This window comes from Sandarakinorhabdus sp. (assembly GCF_041689835.1).
Taxonomy (GTDB): Bacteria; Pseudomonadota; Alphaproteobacteria; order Sphingomonadales; family Sphingomonadaceae; genus Sandarakinorhabdus.
In genome coordinates, this window is record NZ_JBDNFM010000106.1 from 1 (window position 1) to 17,419 (window position 17,419).

Sequence of the window (17,419 nt, forward strand, 5' to 3'; positions counted from 1 at the left end):
GGTGAGGGTTACGGCCGTGGTGTTGGCGGACAGGGTGACATCGTTGGTGCGCGCCGTTACGCCAGTTTGTTCCGACGCTGTGTTGATGGCGGCGGCGACGGAGATCGCGCTGGCGGATTTCGACGACGACGCGGCTACCGTGGAGGAAAACAGGTCGTTCACTGCACTGCCGGCCCGGATGCCGACCCCGTTGATCGACAGATCCCCGTTATTGAGCGTGCGGATGCCGGAGGCATCGACGGCCACGGCGCGGGCATCGCTGCTCACGGTGGAAACGCCGCGTTCAAAGCTGCCGGCAGCCAGACCAGCGCGGCTGATGCGCGAGGTTGTGCTATTGGCAGAACTGATGTCGACCGCCTTCCCGTTGATGCTTTCAAGACTGAAGCTGCCCGATTGTGCGCCGACCTTGAGGCCGGTCGAGGCGGCGGTGAGCGGCGTGCCACCGGAGCCGAAGGCGACCTCGATGTTGCGGCCGTCGTCGGCTTCGAGGCGGATGCCGCCGTTGGTGTCACCGGTGTCGACAGCGCGAACGCCGGTCTGGCCAGAGACGGAGTTGATGGCATCGCGCACCAATCGGCGGCTTTCGGCGGCGTCGGTGGTGGTGGTGACGGCTGCGGTGGCGACTCCATTGATGGTGACGGTGCCCGCGGTGGCAGCGGCAGTCATCGCCGAACCAGTCATCACGGTCTGGCCCACAACGGCGCGCACGCCGGTCTGGGCGGTGGCGCGGTTGACGGCGGCGGCCTTGGCAAGCGCAGACGCTGCCTTGTTGCCCGACGAAAGGCTGTCATCCGACGACAGCGACGAACCAATGCTGGTGCCGTTGATGACCAGATCGCCGGCCTGCAGGGCCTGATTGGCACCAAGGTTGGCGGCGGTGGCTTCGAAGGCGCCCGAAGCCGACAGCGCCGGGCTGGAGCCGAGGCCGAGATCGCGGGCGCGGGTGGAGGTGAGACTGAACGACACGGTTTCGCCAGCGCGGCTGCCGGTTTGCAGGCGCACGCCCTGCGCTGAACCATCGAGCAGGCGGCGGCCGTTGAAGTTGGTGCGGAGACCGATATTGTCAATTTCGCCAACGAGTTGCTTGACTTCGGCCTGTACGGCCTTGCGATCGATACCGGTCAATGTGCCGTTGGCTGACTGCACGGACAGTTCGCGCATGCGCTGCAACATGTTGGTGACTTCGCCCATGGCGCTTTCCGCCGTCTGGGCCATGCTGATGCCGTCGCCGGCGTTGCGCATGGCAACGGCAAGCCCGCGGACATCGGCGGTCATCTTCTGGCTGATGGCCAGGCCGGCAGCATCGTCCTTGGCGCTGTTGATGCGTTGGCCGGTGGACAGGCGCTGCATGGCAAGGCCCATCATGTTATTGGCGCTGCGCTGCGCGTTCTGCGCGGTTAGCGCGTTGATGTTGGTATTGATAACGGTCATCTGAAATACTCCCGCTTGCTGCGACCGCACAGATGCGTCGGCGCTGAACTGGAAACGGCACCGTGTGAATTTGGCTTAAACCTTAATTGAAAAAGGCCTGTTTTGAATAACTTGATCTTCCCGTTCCCGGTACTTCTGGCCACAAGCGATGTTGTTTTCATCAACAAGCCTGCGGGTCTGGCCGTGCATCCGGGGCCCAAAACACCCCGCAGCCTCGAAGATCACCTGCCCAGCCTGGCGCTGGGCGGTTTCGTGCCGGTGGCCGCACACCGCCTGGACCGTGACACGTCTGGCTGCCTTGCCATTGCGCGCAGCCGGCGCGGGGTAAAGTGGCTGAGCGCGGCCTTTTCGGAACGGCGGGCCGAGAAGATTTATTGGGCCATATTGTCGGCGCTGCCGCAGGAAAACGCGGGCCGGGTGGCGGCGCCGTTGGCCAAAGTGTCGACGGCGGCTGCCGGCTGGCGCATGATTGTCGACGGGGGCGGGCGGGCCGCAGCAACGTGTTGGCGGGTGCTCGACCCGGCTTTGCGGCTGGTTGAATTTCGCCCCGAAACCGGCCGTACCCACCAGATTCGAGTCCATGCCGCGCACATCGGCTGCCCGATTGCGGGAGACCCGGTTTATGGGGACGCAGCCAAGGCTTCTGGCGCCCCCATGCGGCTGCACGCGCAGTCGCTGGCGATCACGCTGCCGGATGGTCAGCGACTGGCAGTCAGCTGCGATCCGCCGGCGGGGTGGCCGCTTTTGAACGCCCCTGAAACCCAATGAAGTCACTGTAATTTTCGGCGAGCACGGCGAGGCGCTGGTGGACCTTGTCCGGCCCGATTTTCTGCACCACGCCGTCCACCAGCAGATTGAGCAGCGAGGCCAGCGCCGAATTCATGTCCCAGAAATGCCCCAGCGCCACTTCGGCGGTGAGGATGTGCGGGGTCAGATCGCGCGCCCACGGGCAATAGGGATCGGTGATCACCACCAGCGGGCGCTGGGCTGCGGCCACCCGTTCGGCGAGCAGGCGGAACTGGCGCGAATAGCGCCGCACATCCACCGCCACGAACAGATCGTGCGGGCCGGAATCGATCAGCACGTCCATGATGCCCGCCGCCACGTCCAGGGTTGCCACTTGCGGGCGCACATACGACAGGTGGCGGGCAAAGCCGGCGGCCAGCCCGGCCTCGGTCTGGAAGCCGGCGACATGGATGCGCGGTGCCGTAGCCAGCAGCGCCACGATGGAAGCCCATTCCGGCGTTTCAGCCAGGCGGTATACACCGGCGATGGCTGCGGTTTCTGCCTTCAGCCGGGCATCGGCGGATGGTGCCGGGCGGGTGAGCAGCCAGGGTGCATCGCGGGCATCATCACGCAGATCGTCCTTCAGCGCCGCCAGATTGTCATAGCCCAGGCTTTTCACCAGCCGCGCCACGGTCATCGCCGACACGCCGACCCGCTGCCCGATGGAGGCGGCGGTTTCAAATGGCAGTTGATCCAGATTGTCCGTCAGCCAGCCGGCGATCATCCGTTCCGACACGGTGAGCCGGTCATAGCGTTCGGCAAGACGGTGGGCGACGCGCGAGCTCATGTGCGTTGGATAACATGCGTGCGGCCACGTGCAACCGCGCGCATTGTGCAGGCGCTCAGAAGTTCACGTCCTTCCATTCTTCCCGCACGAACAACGGCGACTGATCGGCATAGTGCTGCGAGGCGCGGCGGATGGTGGCGGCGCCGTATTGGTGGATCGAGCGCGATTTCACTGCCCCGTCCTTGGGCCATTCCACCAGCATGATGAAGCCATCGCCGTTGTCGGCCACGCGGCGGCCATCATCGCCTTTGTGGGCATAGATGGCGCGCAGTGTGTCGGGGCCGCCGAACACCGGCAGATCCTTGGGCCCATGGCGCAGGCGCTGATAGTCACTCAGCGGCACGTCGAGCCGGCCGAATGTCGCCTTCAAGGCATCCACCACTTCGCGCAATTTTGGTTCGGCCGGCGGCAGCGGATCGCCGCGATACACTTCGCGCCCGGCGCTGGCCATCACTGCCACGGCCAGGCTGTCGGCTGGGCCAGCGCCGTCAGCCGTCCAGTCCCAACGCCGCAGCAGCGCCTGTGCCGCTGCGAGATCGGGCATGCCGGTCGTATCCACCGCCAGCACGGCCGCCATCCATTTCCCGGCTGGCGAGGCGCGGCTGTAGGCCTTGTCGAACTTGATGCGCAGCAGCGCGCCGCGGCTGATGGGGCCGTTCACGGCAGCGAACTGTTCGGCGTAACGGTGCATGCGGTTGGTGGTGTGGGTTTCGATGCCCAGTTCGGGCGCGAAATCGCTGGCCTTGAGATTGTCGGCCGGCGCCGTGCTTACCCACGGGATGTTGTTGCTGTTGGCGACCCAGCCGGATTTGGGATCGGTCACCATCGGATCGGCGCTCCACGGCAAATAGCCCGTCCACAGCGCTGCCGAAGTGTCGCCGGGCAACACGCCCTTCCAGTCGAAACCGGGGCGGCGATCGGGGAATTTGGCGTTGTAGAACATGCCGATGTGGCCGGCGCGATCGGCATAGACAAAGTTGGTGGCCGGCACGGCCTGGGTGGCCATGATTGCCTGCCATTGGCTAAAATCGCGTGCCTTGTTCAGCCGGTAATATTGTTCGACCTGGCCCACTTCACCGATGCCGGCGTGGCGGATGGCGAAACCGCCCAGATCGTTGAGGATCACCGCGCCGTGGCGGCTGCGATACACCGTGCGCGGGATCGGCAGCACCAGCGGGCCGAATTTCACCCGCAGCCACACGCGCCGCGCTTCCAGCGGAAGCCATTTCCCGTCCAGGCGGTATTGGGTGCGATCGGCATTGAGGGTTAGCTTGTAAACATCGATCAGATCGGGCCGGTTCACCGTGTTGCCCCAGCCCAGATCCTTGTTGTGGCCAAGCAGCGGGAACGGTGCGCCGGGAAACAGCGCGCCGGCAAAATCCCAGCCTTCATCGCTGTGCACCACCAGTTCCCACCAGGTCACGCCGCCTTCCCACGGCTGGTGGCTGTTGATGATCAGCCGCGTGGTGGCATCATCCGAACGCGCAGCAGACACCGCAAAGCCGTTGCTGCCGCGTTCATCGATCGGGCCGGAATCGCGCGGCGGCAATTTGCCTTCCGCCAATGGCCCCAGCACGCGTTCCATGCCGAAGAAAAACGGCGAGCGCAGCACGAAGCCGGCAACGATATCACGGCCGGTGACCGGGAACAGGCATTGCAGCCGCTGTTCGCTGGTGTGGCGGCTGGCATAATCGTTCAGCCCCTGCGCATAGGCTTCAACCAGTGCGCGGGTGGCGGGTGACAGACTGGCATAACCGCGATCCGCAACGCCGCGCGCATCGAGCAGATGCCCTGCGAAATCCAGCTTGGCGCCGTCTTCGCCCAATATCGCCCCGGCGCGGCCACGCACGGCGGCGAGCACTTCTTCGAGGTTGCGAAAATCATCTTCGGCGTGTGCCAGCGCAATGCCATAGCCAACGTCGGCATCGGTGCGGCCGTGGATGTGCGGCACGCCCCATTTGTCCCGCTCGATCTTCACGCTTCGCACCCGCACCGGATCGGCGGCGGGCGGGCTGGCGCTGAACGCGTCCCACGTCGAAAGCCCCACCACGACGGCGGCCACGGCAATCGACGACCAGAACAGCGCGGTAAACCAGCGCGGCATCAGCGGGCGTCTTTCACGAGCGCGCCGCCCTTCACCACGGCCTTGATATCGCGCAGCAAATTCACATCGGCGGTGGGATCGCCGGCGACCGCGATGATATCAGCGTAACGGCCGACGGCGATCTGGCCAACATCAGCCTCGCGGCCCAGTGCTTCGGCGGCCTTGACCGTGGCGGCGCGGATCGCGTCGGCCGGGGCCATTCCCCATTCCACCATCTTGGCAAACTGGCGGCCGTTGTCGCCGTGCGGATAGACGCCGGCATCGGAGCCGAACACCATTTTCACCCCGGCTTTCCACGCGGCCTGGAAGGTTTGGCGCTGTTTCAGGCCAACTTCGCGTTCCTTGGCCAGGCTTGCTTCGGGCACGCCGTTTTTGGCGCCTTCGGCCAGGATGTAATCATCGTTGTAGATGTCCATCGAAAACCAGGTGCCGGCTTTTTTCGCCAGATCAAAGGCTTCGGCATCGGCAAAACTGACATGTTCCACTGTGTCCACCCCGGCGCGAATCGCTGCCTTGATGCCATTGTTGCCGTGGGCATGGGCCGCCACTTTCATGCCCAGCATGTGCGCCTCTTCCACCAGCGCGTTCATTTCGGACTGGGAATACTGCTGCGCGCCAACGCTGGTGCCGATCGAGAACACGCCGCCGGTGGCGCAATATTTGATCACTTCGGCGCCGCGCCGGTGCAGTTCGCGCACCTTCTGGCGCACACCATCGGGACCATCGGCGATGCCGGGACGATCGAAAACATACGCCGCCGGCAATTCGTTGCTGTCACAATGGCCGCCGGTCGCGCCGATGGCATAGGTGGCGGGCACGATGCGCGGGCCGGGGATGGAACCGCGCTCGATCGCCATTTTCAGGCCAAGGTCGGCATAATCGGCGGCGCCGACGTTGCGCACCGTGGTGAAGCCGGCATCGATGGTCCGCTTGGCCATGGCGACGCCCAGCACCGTCCAGAAACTGGCCGGATAGCGCAGCGCCTGCATCCCCGACAGCGTGGGATCGCTGCTGAGGTGAACGTGCATGTCGATCAGGCCGGGCAGAATGGTGAGAGCGCCCAGATCGATGCGGCGATCGATTTTGCTGCTGTCGGCCAGTTCGCCCTGACGGCCGACCTGGGTGATGCGCCCATCGACGGCGACGATCATCGGCTTGTCGATCAGCTTGCCGCTGGCGACATCAAGCATTCGGGCTGCCGTGATCACCACGGTTTCAGCCCGGGCGCCCGTAACTGCCGCCGTGCTGGCCAGCAGAGCCAACGCCGTCACTGCAAAACGCTTCATCATCAATCTCCCCTGTGTGCCCCTTCGATAGGGGCAAACGGGGAGCGTTCGCAAGCGGGTCAGGCAACAAGTTGCAGGGCGGGGGCGGGCAGATAAGGCACGGGCTGGCCGTTACCGGTGACAAGTGCCGCGAGGAATTGATCGACACAGGCATCCCAGCCGTACCGCCGGCCCTGCGCGACGCAATCGGCGCGGCGGGCGCCAAGCGCAGCGCGCATGGCGTGGGACAGATCATGCGCCAACGCGCCGATGCGGCCTGCCGCGCGGCCGTCGCCGCCATAGCCGCCCTGTCCCACCACATCCAATGACCCCGGCACCGGATAACCGGCCACGGGCGTGCCGCTGGCCAGCGCTTCGATCATTACCAGCCCGAACGTATCGGTGCGGCTGGGGAACGCCAGCCCGTCGGCGCCGGCATAGGCACTGGCCAACGCCGGGCCGTGCAGCGCGCCGAGGAAATGTGCTGCGGGGTATTTGCGCTGCAAGGCATCGAGCGCCGGGCCGTCGCCCACCACCAATTTGTCGCCGTGCCACGGGGCCGCCAGGAAGGCTTCGATATTCTTTTCCACCGCCACACGGCCGACGTGCAGTGCCACCGGGCCTTTCAGCCCGGCATAAACCGGATGCGGCGGCGCATCGGGGCGGAACTGATCGACATCGACGCCGCGCGACCACAACCGGGTGTGGGCAATGCCGTGGCTGCTCAGTTCATCGGCAAGGCGGGGCGTTGCCACCATCACCGCGCTGGCGGAGCCGTGAAAGCGGCGCAGCACGCGCCAGATGCGTTCTGGCCAAGAAGATTCAGAACGTATGCCGATCCGGGCGGAGACATAATCGGGAAAGCGGGTGTGAAAACTGGTGGTGAAGGCCATGCCGTGTTTCAGCGCCCAGCCGCGCGCCAGCCAACCCAGCGGGCCTTCGGTGGCGATGTGCAGGGCATCGGGGGCAAAGGCGCGGATATGCTTGCCGATGCGGCGCTTGGTGGTCATGGCGAGGCGGATTTCGGGGTAGCTGGGCATCGGCACCGACCAGAACTGATCGGGCGAGATGATCTGCACGCGCACGCCGCGTTGGGCCAGCAGCCGGGCGGTGGTGGACAGGGTGCGCACCACACCGTTGACCTGCGGTTCCCAGGCATCGGTGACAAGGGTGAGTTTGAGCATGGCAAATCCTCAGACGGCGAAAGCGAGCTGGCGGGCGGCAGCGGCCCTTGTGTGTTCGGCCCAATCGATAAGCTCGATGCGGCCATCGGCATGTTCAACGAGCGCAGTGCAGCTTTCGACCCAATCGCCGTCGTTCATGTAGGTAATGCCGCCGAATTCGCGGATTTCAGCCGAATGGATGTGGCCGCAGATGACGCCGTCGAGCCCGCGCAGGCGTGCAGCCTCGGCCACGGCTTCTTCGAAGCGGCCGATGAAGGCGACGGCGTTTTTCACCTTTTTCTTGATGTGGGCGGAAATCGACCAGTAGGGCATGCCCAACGCCAAGCGCAGGCGATTGAAGTGGCGATTGAGCTTCAGCAGCAGTTCGTAGCCGACGTCTCCGGCCCAGGCGAGCCAACGGTGATACAGCACGATGCCGTCGAATTCGTCGCCGTGGCACACCAGCAGCCGGCGTCCATCGGCGGTGGTGTGAACGGCCTCCAGCGCGATTTCGACACCGCCGAACGCCAGCCCGGCGTAGGGGCGCAGCATCTCGTCGTGATTGCCGGGGATGTAGATGACGCGGGTGCCCTTGGCCGCCATCTTGAGCACGCGGCGCACCACATCGTTGTGGCGGGGCGGCCAGTACCAGCCGCGTTTCAATTTCCAGCCGTCGATGATGTCGGCGACCAGATACAGGGGTTCGGGCTGGATGGGCTTCAGGAAATCGAGCAGCAGATCGGCGTTGCAGCCGGGCGTGCCGAGATGGATGTCGGAAATCCAGACAGTGTGCAGCTTGAGCTTGCCGCCCGGCGTGCGTTCATCGTCGTCGTGGAGGAAGGCGGCGTCGTGGAGGAAGGCGGGGCCGGCGGGCGGAAGCCGGAACGGCAGCGGCTGTGCCCGCTCGCGCCAAAGCAGATGATCGGCAACAGCCAGCGGCAAGTACGCCATGAGAACCCCCTGTCGGTCATTCCTTGCCCGGATGCTTTAACGATGGGCAATGACAGGGGTGTGGCGAAGGCGTTGCAGGGATGTGGCGTTATCGTTGCAGGGATGTTGCAGGGCCCAGCCGGCGGCGTTCCCAGGCCAGCGCATGGCCCACCATGGTTTCGAGGTGATCGAATCGCGGCTGCCAGCCGAGCAGTTCGCGGGCCTGGGACTGTGCCACCAGCACGGCCGGATCGCCGGCACGGCGCGGGCCATCGCGGCGCGGGATGGCGGTGCCCGACACGGCTTCGAGCGCATCCAGAACCTCGATCACGCTGGCGCCCTGGCCGTAACCCAGATTGACGGCGTGAAACTGGCCGGGATCCGCAAGGCAGGCGCGCAGCAACAGGATGTGCGCTTCGGCCAGATCGGTGACATGCACATAATCGCGCACGCCGGTGCCATCGGGGGTGGGATAATCGCGGCCGAAAATGGTGAAGCAGTCGCGCTGGCCGGTAAGCACATGGCAGGCCAGCTCGATCAGATGGTGGGGATGCTGGCTGGCCTGGCCCGAACGCATCTGCGGATCGGCGCCCGCCACATTGAAATAGCGCGGGCAGGCCACCGAGAAATGCCGATTGGCGGCCACCATGTCCATGAGCGCGCGTTCGGCAAAGGCTTTGGACCAGCCATACGGGTTGATCGGCGCGACCGGCGACGTGACGGCGAGCGGCTGGCCATCCCCGTTGCCGTACACCGCAGCGGTGGACGACAGCACGAACGCGCCCACCCCGCAGGCCAGCGCGGTTTGGGCCAGGCTGAGGGTTTCGCCGAAATTCTCAGCGTAATACAGCGCTGGCTGTTCAACCGATTCCGCCACGGAAATCCGCGCGGCAAAATGCAGGATGGCGCCGATACCGTGTTCGCGGATGACGCGTTCGACCAGCGCGCTATCCCCGGCGCGGCCCGGAACGAAGATGGCGGCGTCCGGCACCAGGCCGCGATTGCCGGTGACCAGACTGTCGAGCACCACCGTCTTGACGCCGCGATCGATCAGCGCCAGCGCCGCGTTGCTGCCAATATAACCGGCCCCGCCGGTCACCAGCACGGGCGGTAGATCGGTTTCGGGGATCAGCGGCAGGCGTGCAGACATGGCCCGCGTTTAACCGGTCTTGCCGGCACCATCAACGTTCCAGCCGCACATTGGCCAATTGGCTGCCGATTTCCTTGAAACTGGCGCGCAATTCGGCTTCGGTGGGGGCATAAAACGCGAGGGTATTGACGTAACACCCAGATCGCCGTGCAACCATTGGCTTTTGTTCAGCAAACAGATGGGATGGACTGTTTGCGTCGGGCTGCGAACCCCACGACCGAAACCCCAATCAGAAACAGCACCCACGTCTGAGGTTCGGGAATGGGTTCGTTTTGGCTTCCAATAAAAACTGCCTCGTTTCTATTGTTCAGGCGAAACCCATTGTCGACGCCCCTACAGCCAGATTTGCCGATTACGGAATTGGCAACAAGAAATAGGGAAGACAAAGCCGAGAACGCACCTCCGCACGACGCCCCATTGCCGAAAATCGATGTATTCGCGCCGATAGAGATATATGAATTTGACAGCAATGTGCCGAGAAGCAGTGAGTCGGCACCGAGGCTGGTGAACCCACCCGTGTTCCAGATTATGCTGTTGTTGGCCGCGCCGCCAATGAGCACGGTTTTGCTTGAAGCACCCATGGTAAAGCTATCATTTATATTGAAGACCCAGAACTGTTTGGCCAGGCCGCCTCCATCGAGTGTCAGTGTTGTCGATGCGGCGGTAGTTAGGCTGTTGGCGCTGTAGACGCCTGCGGCAAGACTGATGTCTACAGCAATTGTTGCGGGAAGAAAGTTGGTGGCCGCCATTAGCCGAAACGCATTTTGCGCCGCATCGATTTGGATCTGGGCTGTGCCCGCGCCACCTGACAGCAGGTTGCCGAAAATTACCGCGTCGGCTCCAGTGGTGATGGCAGTCCTCGAATAGGCAGAATTTGACTGAAGATCTGGGCCGAGAACCAAAACTGTCGTGGCATCGGCGGGAATACAGGCAAATAAACTTGTCGCAGCAAACAGGAACTTTATCTCATTGATTGTTTGAGGTCCGTTCGGGCTGTGACGCTTTAATTCATCGTTGACCCATCGATTGGCCGATGAAGGGAAAGCCAATTACACACAGTCTACATAGAGCTGGTTCCGGGGCTGAAGCAATCGAGCCGGCAAGAAAAAATTCTCCCATTGTCGCCGATTTCGAAACCGTGCCCGAACCCTTGCAGTGCGCGGGCCGGGCGATACAGTGCCAGCCGCGCCGCCAGACGCTTGCGCCGTGCCGGCAGCAGATCGCCGATCAGGGGGCGAGCGCACGAAATCGCCATGCATCTCAATCGGGGTAACGGCCGCAGTGGCGGCGATTGAAGCAGCGGACAGGGCGGCAGGCTGGTTGGCTCCAGAACCGATGTTCCTGCTGCAACGGAGCAAGCCGGTTTCACCAACGGGTGGTGACAGGCCCGGCTCGCCCGCTATGCTGGCCACAAGAAAAGGGGCGGCGATGAACCAGTTTGCGACCTATCCCAGCCTGGCCGGCCGCCGCGTGTTCATCACCGGCGGCGCCAGCGGCATCGGCGCGGCGCTGGTGACGGCGTTTTCGGCACAGGGCGCAGTGGTGGGGCATGTCGATCTGGACGCGCCAAGCGCCGCCGCGCTGGCCGAACGGCTGGCTGGGTCAGGCCTGCCCGCGCCGTGGTTCCGGGCGCTGGATGTGACCGACACGGCGGCCCTGCAGGGCGCTATCACCGATTTTGCGGCAGCGGCGGGCGGGCTGGACGTGCTGATCAACAATGTCGCCAACGACAGCCGCCACGATCCGCTGGACACCGGCGAGGCGCAATGGCGCAGCCTGATGGCGGTCAATCTGGATTGCTGTTTCTTTGCGGCGCAGGCGGCGATCCGGCTGATGCTGGCGGGCGGCGGCAGCATCATCAATTTTTCCTCGATCAACGCACTGCTCGGGCCGGCGGGGATGCCGGCCTATGTCGCGGCAAAAGCGGCGATTGTCGGCCTCACCAAGGCGCTGGCGCGGCAATATGGCAGCGATGGCATCAGGGTGAACGCCGTCCTGCCCGGCTGGGTGGTGACCGATCGGCAGCTGGAACTGTGGCTTACACCCGAAGCCGAAGCGCAATGGACCGAACAGGTGGCCTTGAAACAGCGTATCCTGCCCGAAGATGTGGCCAATCTGGCGCTGTTCCTCGCCGCCGACGATAGCCGGATGATTACCAGCCAGAGCTTCGTGATCGACGGCGGCCGGGTTTAGAGCGCATCCCACGCCGCCACGATAGCGCGGGCATCGGCGGCGATGTCGGCCAGCGGCTTTCCGGGCCGGAACAGGCTGCTGCCCAACCCAAAGCCGGTGGCACCCGCCGCGCGATAGGCGGCCATCGTATCGGCATTGATACCGCCGACCATGAACAGCGGCACGCCCGGCGGCAGCACCGCCCGCACCGCCTTGACGCCGGCCGGCGGCACCAGTTCGGCGGGGAAAATCTTAAGCCCGTGCGCGCCGGCGGCCAGCGCGGCAAACATCTCGGTGGGGGTGAGCACGCCGGGCAGCACGATCATGCCGCTGGCCGCTGCCGCGCCGATCACCGCCGGATTGCAATTGGGCGACACCGCCAGCCGCGCGCCGATGCCGGCCAAGGCCCGCACCTGGCCCACATCGAGCACCGTGCCGGCGCCTACCAGGGCGTGCGTGCCAACCGCCGCGATGATTGCCGCAATGCTGGCGAGCGGACCTTGCGAATTGAGCGGTACCTCGATCAGGGTAATGCCGGCATCGACCAGCGCGTGCGCCACGTCTGCCGCCCGCGCCGGCTCCAGCCCGCGCAGGATGGCAATCAGCGGCCGGTGCCCGTCAAGGAAATCGCTCATGCTTTGCACATCGGCGCTGGTGGCCTGCGCTGTCAACTTGCGCGGGCGCGGCGCGGGTGCAATTCTGCCGCCCATGCTCGCCCTCCCCGCCCAGCCCGCCTTCATCATTCCATCGCAGTGCGTGCTGGGCGAAGGGCCGGTGTGGGACGATCACCATGGCTGCCTGTGGTTCACCGATATCCAGAGCGCGCAATTGCTGTGCTGGCACCATGATGCCCGCCGGCTGGAGCGGTTTGCCCTGCCCGAACGGCTGGGATCATTGGCGCTGACCGATGATCCGGATCGCCTGCTGCTGGCACTGGCCAATGGTTTTGCCGTGTTCACGCCGGCCAGCGGCCATATCTTGTGGCTGCACCGGGTGGAACTGGAAGCCCACGGCATGCGCCTGAACGATGGCCGGGTGGACCGGCAGGGGCGTTTTTGGGCCGGGGCGATGGTGGAAGACGATGCTTGCGCTCCGCCTGAACGCGGCTCGCTGTTTCGGCTCGATCCGCCCGGCAGTGCTGCGCCGGCGGCGTTGCGCGGTGGCATCTCGATCAGCAATTCCATTTGCTTCTCCCCCGATGGCGCTCACGCCTATTTCGCCGATTCAATGACGGGCCGCATCCTGCGCTATCCCGCCGTCGGCCCGCTGGGTGAAGCCACGCTGTTCGCCCGCACCCAGCCGGGCAGCGCGCCGGATGGATCGGATGTGGATGCCGCTGGGCGGGTATGGAACGCCGAATGGGGCGGCAGCCGGGTGAGCATTTATGCGCCGGATGGCACGGTCGCCGGCCGCCTCGCCCTGCCTGTGTCGCAGCCGACGTGCGCGGCGTTTGGCGGGGCTGATCTTGATCTGCTGTTCGTCACCAGCGCCAGCGAAGGGCTTGCCCAGGCCGAGCCGCATGCAGGAGACGGGCTGGTGTATGAGGCGGGGGTGAAGGGCTTGCCCGCCGAACGCTTCCGGCTGGCCTGAAACGACAAAGGGCCGGCATTGCTGCCGGCCCCAGAGCCTTTCGGCTTTGTCCGCTGGTCGGGGCGAGAGGAGGCGAACCTCCGGCCCCAAAGCCCTCACCAGTGCAGAGGGCGGAGGTTCGACGGGACCGAACCTCCAAAACCGCTGGTCGGGGCGAGAGGAATCGAACCTCCGGCCTCTGCCTCCCGAAGACAGCGCTCTACCAGGCTGAGCTACGCCCCGACTTGTGCGGAAGCGGCGATATAACCGCCGGCTCCGGTTGGCGCAACCGGTCAAAGCGCGATTTGCAGCATTTTCGTTACGTCCACCAGTTTTTCGCGGGGAGCGCCAGTGCGGGCGGCGGCAACCTCGGCGGCTTCGATACGCTGCCAGCCGGTAAAATCCGTGGTGGTCACGGCGCGGCTACTCAGCAGTGCGTCCAATCCCGCCGGGCCGGGTTTTCCGCTCGCGCTGATGCCATCCGCCACCATCGCGGCAATCACCGAAAATCCATCCGGCCGGTTGGTGCCGATGGTGCCACTGGGCCCGCGCCGTGCCCAGCCGCTGGCATACAGGCCCGGCGCAATGCGGCCAGCGTCATCGGTGGGAAAGCGGCCGAGTTTTTCGGCATAAGGCGTGCCGGGGATCGCTTGGGTTCGGTAGCCGATGCAGGCAATCACCAGCCCGCACGGAATGGCGTGCAATTCGCCGGTGCCCACTGCCTGACCATTTTCCAAATGGGTGGTCTCCACGATCAGGCGCTGAGCCTTGCCCTGCCCTTCGACTGCGACCGGGCGGCGGAAGAATTCGAAATTGATCGTCACCGGCTTGTCACCGCGGGGGACGCCGGCAAAACTGCGCAGGTGGGTGACCATCTTGCGGTGGCCGGGATCCAATGCGGCGTCGTCGGCTGCGGGCGGCAGATCGCCGGCGCGCACGATCGGCTGGGCGCGCACCAGATGGCCAAGCTCGCCGGCTTCCTTGGTGGTGAAGCTGGCCTGATGCGGCCCGCGGCGGCCAATGATGTGCACATCGCGCACCGCGCTGGCGCCCAGCGTGGCCAATGCGTGGCCGGTGATATCGGTGGCGGCAAGTTCATCCACCGTCTTGGCCAGCACGCGGGCGCAATCGATGGCGACGTTGCCGTTGCCGATGATGGCAGCGCCGTGATGCGACAGATCAACCGCCAGCCCGGCATGATCGGGGTGGCCGTTATACCAGCCGACAAACGCCGCCGAACCCACCACGCCGGGCAGATCATCGCCGGGAATGCCAATCGGCTTATCCAGCGGCGCACCCACCGACAACACGACCGCGTCGTACAAGCCCAGCAGTTCATCCACCGACACATCGCGGCCCAGCATGACATTGCCCACCAGCCGGGTGCCAGGAGCCATATTTGTTGCCTCATACCGCCGGGTGACCGCCTTGATCGACTGGTGATCGGGGGCGACGCCGGCGCGGATCAGGCCGTAGGGCGTGGGCAGGCGATCGATGATGTCGATGACTACGGCCTCGCCCCAGTGTTTTTGCGCGGCTTCGGCGGTATAATAACCAGCCGGGCCGGCACCGATGATTGCGATTGAAAACGTCACGTCTGGTCTCCCGAATCTGTGCCGTTTCGCTATGGCCGGCGGCACGGGCGGTCAAGCGGGCTTACCTTGCGTCAGGCGTGTGCGTCTCCACGTCCATCTGCCGCGTTGCAAGCGCGGCCACGCCTGCTAAAGCCCGTCGCATGAGCGCCCAGCAAGACCGCATCCGCAATTTCTCGATCATCGCCCACATCGATCACGGGAAGTCCACGCTGGCTGATCGCCTGATCCAGACCACCGGCGGCCTTGCTGCGCGCGAAATGAGCGAGCAAGTGCTTGATAACATGGACATCGAAAAGGAACGCGGCATCACCATCAAGGCGCAAACCGTGCGCCTTGATTACCGGGCCAAGGACGGCCTGGATTATGTGCTGAACCTGATGGACACGCCAGGCCACGTCGATTTTGCCTACGAAGTGTCGCGCAGCCTGGCGGCCTGCGAAGGCGCGCTGCTGGTGGTCGATGCGGCGCAGGGCGTCGAAGCGCAGACGCTGGCCAACGTTTATCAATCCATCGAGCACGATCATGAAATCGTGTCGGTTATCAACAAGATCGATCTGCCTTCCGCCGATCCGGAAAAAGTGCGCAAGGAAATCGAAGACATCATCGGGCTGGACGCGAGCCAGGCGGTGCTGGCGTCGGCCAAATCCGGCATCGGCATTGTCGAAGTGCTGGAAGCCATCGTCACCCGCATACCGCCGCCCAAGGGCGACCCCGAAAAGCCGCTGAAGGCGATGCTGGTCGATAGCTGGTACGATCCGTATCTGGGCGTTGTCGTGCTGGTGCGCATCATCGATGGCATCATCAAGAAAGGCCAGCAGATCAAGTTCATGGCCACCGACAGCGTTCATCTGGTTGACCGCGTTGGCGCCTTCCGCCCCAAGATCGAACAGTTCACCGAACTTGGCCCCGGCGAAATCGGCTTTATCACCGCGCAAATCAAGGAAGTGGCACAGGCCCGCGTCGGGGACACGATCACCGACGCCAAGCGCCCGGCCAACGAAGCCCTGCCCGGCTTCAAGGAAGTGCAGCCGGTGGTGTTCTGCGGGCTGTTCCCCACCGACGCCGCGGATTTTGAAAAACTGCGCGAATCCATCGCCCGGCTACGTTTGAACGACGCGAGTTTCTCGTTCGAAATGGAAACATCAGCCGCGCTGGGCTTTGGCTTCCGCTGCGGGTTTCTGGGCCTGCTGCACCTTGAAATCATTCAGGAACGGCTGACCCGCGAATATGATCTCGATCTGATCACCACCGCGCCGTCGGTGGTGTACCATATCGTACAGCGCGACGGCACGGCGCTTGAACTGCACAATCCCGCCGACATGCCCGACCCGTCAACAATCCTGCAGATCGACGAACCGTGGATCGAAGCCACGATCTACGTGCCCGATGATTATCTCGGCAGCATCCTCAAGCTGTGCCAGGATCGGCGCGGCAGCCAGAAAAACCTCACCTACGTCGGCGGCCGCGCGCAGGTGGTGTACGAACTGCCGCTCAACGAAGTGGTGTTCGATTTCTACGACCGGCTTAAATCCATCTCACGCGGCTATGCCAGTTTTGATTATCACCAGATCGGCCACCGCGAAGGCGATCTGGTGAAAATGTCGATCATGGTCAACAACGAGCCAGTCGACGCCCTCTCCATGATCGTCCACCGCGCCGCCGCCGATACCCGCGGCCGCCACATGTGCGAACGCATGAAAGACCTCATCCCCCGCCACCTGTTCAAAATCCCGATCCAGGCCGCCATCGGCGGCAAAGTCATCGCCCGCGAAACCATCGCCGCCCTGCGCAAAGACGTCACCGCCAAATGCTACGGCGGCGACGCATCGCGCAAACGCAAGCTGCTGGACAAGCAGAAGGAAGGCAAAAAGCGGATGCGCCAATACGGCAACGTGGACATCCCGCAAGAGGCGTTCATTGCGGCGTTGCGGATGGGGGATGATAACTGAGGGGGCTCTAAGCGCGCCTCCCCAACCATCGCTCGTCATGCTGAACTTGTTTCAGCATCCACCGACGAACCAGAACGACAGAAGGAAAGTGAAGAGCCTCCGGCGGGCAGGGTCGCAGACCCTGCACCCGTTTGTTTTCGGGCCGCCCTTAACCACCACACGTCACCCCGGACTTGATCCGGGGTCCCGCTTCCTTCTGTAACAGGCAAACGCGGCACGAGTTAATCGACCGTCACGGTAGTCGACATTCGAATGGTGTTGCGCCGAAGGCAAGCCTGCCCCGGCGAAGGCGGGGGGAGGGGTCGCCGCCAGCACGAACGCTGAAACAAAAGGGGCCTCCGGCGGGCAGGGTCTCGGACCCTGCACCCGCTTGTTTTCGGGCCGCCCTCAACCACCACACGTCACCCCGGACCTGATCCGGGGTCCCGCTTTCTTTCACGCCCGACAAAGTCAGCCTGAACAAAGCGCACTGTCACCGAACTTCCAACTTGCAGTTCGCCACAACGCAATCACCCTAC

Annotated in this window: 16 protein-coding genes and 1 tRNA gene; 4 read left to right on the forward strand and 13 right to left on the reverse strand. The window is 64.4% G+C overall.

Annotated elements, in window-relative coordinates:
- A partial coding sequence (locus ACESL8_RS05565; RefSeq protein ID WP_372916671.1) for a hypothetical protein occupies nucleotides 1-1,431 on the reverse strand: 1,431 nt, incomplete at its 3' end.
- A gap of 111 nt (nucleotides 1,432-1,542) precedes the next feature.
- Here ACESL8_RS05565 and ACESL8_RS05570 point away from each other — a divergent pair.
- The gene (locus ACESL8_RS05570) at nucleotides 1,543-2,199 is read left to right on the forward strand and encodes an RluA family pseudouridine synthase (RefSeq protein ID WP_372916673.1); all 657 of its coding nucleotides are present in this window, start codon (nucleotides 1,543-1,545) and stop codon (nucleotides 2,197-2,199) included.
- Here the strand turns inward: ACESL8_RS05570 and ACESL8_RS05575 are convergent.
- From ACESL8_RS05575 to ACESL8_RS05615, 9 genes are all read right to left on the reverse strand, one after another.
- A complete protein-coding gene (locus ACESL8_RS05575; RefSeq protein WP_372916675.1) occupies nucleotides 2,144-3,004 on the reverse strand; it encodes a MurR/RpiR family transcriptional regulator in 861 nt (286 codons plus the stop codon). The two genes, ACESL8_RS05570 and ACESL8_RS05575, sit on opposite strands and share 56 nt — an antisense overlap.
- A gap of 55 nt (nucleotides 3,005-3,059) precedes the next feature.
- On the reverse strand, nucleotides 3,060-5,108 hold the full coding sequence (locus ACESL8_RS05580; protein WP_372916677.1) for a penicillin acylase family protein: 2,049 nt from the start codon (nucleotides 5,106-5,108) through the stop codon (nucleotides 3,060-3,062).
- Entirely contained in the window at nucleotides 5,108-6,394 is a 1,287-nt protein-coding gene (locus ACESL8_RS05585; RefSeq protein WP_372916679.1) for an amidohydrolase family protein, read from the reverse strand. Before ACESL8_RS05585 ends, ACESL8_RS05580 begins: the two co-directional genes overlap by 1 nt.
- A gap of 59 nt (nucleotides 6,395-6,453) precedes the next feature.
- Nucleotides 6,454-7,557 (reverse strand): glycosyltransferase family 4 protein, encoded by a 1,104-nt coding sequence (locus tag ACESL8_RS05590; protein WP_372916681.1) that lies wholly within the window; start codon nucleotides 7,555-7,557, stop codon nucleotides 6,454-6,456.
- Between the two features lie 9 nt (nucleotides 7,558-7,566).
- Nucleotides 7,567-8,487, reverse strand: coding sequence for a UDP-2,3-diacylglucosamine diphosphatase (locus ACESL8_RS05595; RefSeq protein WP_372916683.1), 921 nt, complete (start codon nucleotides 8,485-8,487; stop codon nucleotides 7,567-7,569).
- Nucleotides 8,488-8,575: 88 nt separating this feature from the next.
- A complete protein-coding gene (galE, locus tag ACESL8_RS05600) occupies nucleotides 8,576-9,616 on the reverse strand; it encodes a UDP-glucose 4-epimerase GalE (protein ID WP_372916685.1) in 1,041 nt (346 codons plus the stop codon).
- A gap of 31 nt (nucleotides 9,617-9,647) precedes the next feature.
- Nucleotides 9,648-9,773, reverse strand: a complete 126-nt coding sequence (locus ACESL8_RS05605; protein ID WP_372916687.1) for a hypothetical protein — start codon at nucleotides 9,771-9,773, stop codon at nucleotides 9,648-9,650.
- 10 nt (nucleotides 9,774-9,783) lie between these two features.
- Complete coding sequence (locus ACESL8_RS05610; protein WP_372916689.1) at nucleotides 9,784-10,665, reverse strand: ice-binding family protein; 882 nt, start codon at nucleotides 10,663-10,665, stop codon at nucleotides 9,784-9,786.
- Between the two features lie 11 nt (nucleotides 10,666-10,676).
- Entirely contained in the window at nucleotides 10,677-10,871 is a 195-nt protein-coding gene (locus ACESL8_RS05615; protein WP_372916691.1) for a hypothetical protein, read from the reverse strand.
- A gap of 173 nt (nucleotides 10,872-11,044) precedes the next feature.
- Between ACESL8_RS05615 and ACESL8_RS05620 the strand changes: the two genes are divergently transcribed.
- Complete coding sequence (locus ACESL8_RS05620; RefSeq protein WP_372916693.1) at nucleotides 11,045-11,809, forward strand: SDR family NAD(P)-dependent oxidoreductase; 765 nt, start codon at nucleotides 11,045-11,047, stop codon at nucleotides 11,807-11,809.
- Here the strand turns inward: ACESL8_RS05620 and ACESL8_RS05625 are convergent.
- A complete protein-coding gene (locus ACESL8_RS05625) occupies nucleotides 11,806-12,423 on the reverse strand; it encodes a 2-dehydro-3-deoxy-6-phosphogalactonate aldolase (RefSeq protein WP_372916696.1) in 618 nt (205 codons plus the stop codon). The genes ACESL8_RS05620 and ACESL8_RS05625 overlap by 4 nt on opposite strands.
- A gap of 73 nt (nucleotides 12,424-12,496) precedes the next feature.
- On the opposite strand from ACESL8_RS05625, the gene ACESL8_RS05630 reads away from it, so the two are divergent.
- Entirely contained in the window at nucleotides 12,497-13,378 is an 882-nt protein-coding gene (locus ACESL8_RS05630; protein WP_372916698.1) for an SMP-30/gluconolactonase/LRE family protein, read from the forward strand.
- A 145-nt stretch (nucleotides 13,379-13,523) separates the two neighbouring features.
- On the opposite strand, the gene ACESL8_RS05635 is transcribed toward ACESL8_RS05630, so the two are convergent.
- A tRNA-Pro gene (locus tag ACESL8_RS05635) sits at nucleotides 13,524-13,600 on the reverse strand.
- A 50-nt stretch (nucleotides 13,601-13,650) separates the two neighbouring features.
- Nucleotides 13,651-14,952, reverse strand: coding sequence for an FAD-dependent oxidoreductase (locus tag ACESL8_RS05640; protein WP_372916700.1), 1,302 nt, complete (start codon nucleotides 14,950-14,952; stop codon nucleotides 13,651-13,653).
- A gap of 140 nt (nucleotides 14,953-15,092) precedes the next feature.
- On the opposite strand from ACESL8_RS05640, the gene lepA reads away from it, so the two are divergent.
- Nucleotides 15,093-16,901, forward strand: coding sequence for a translation elongation factor 4 (lepA, locus tag ACESL8_RS05645; RefSeq protein ID WP_372916702.1), 1,809 nt, complete (start codon nucleotides 15,093-15,095; stop codon nucleotides 16,899-16,901).
- Nucleotides 16,902-17,419 lie beyond the last annotated feature (518 nt).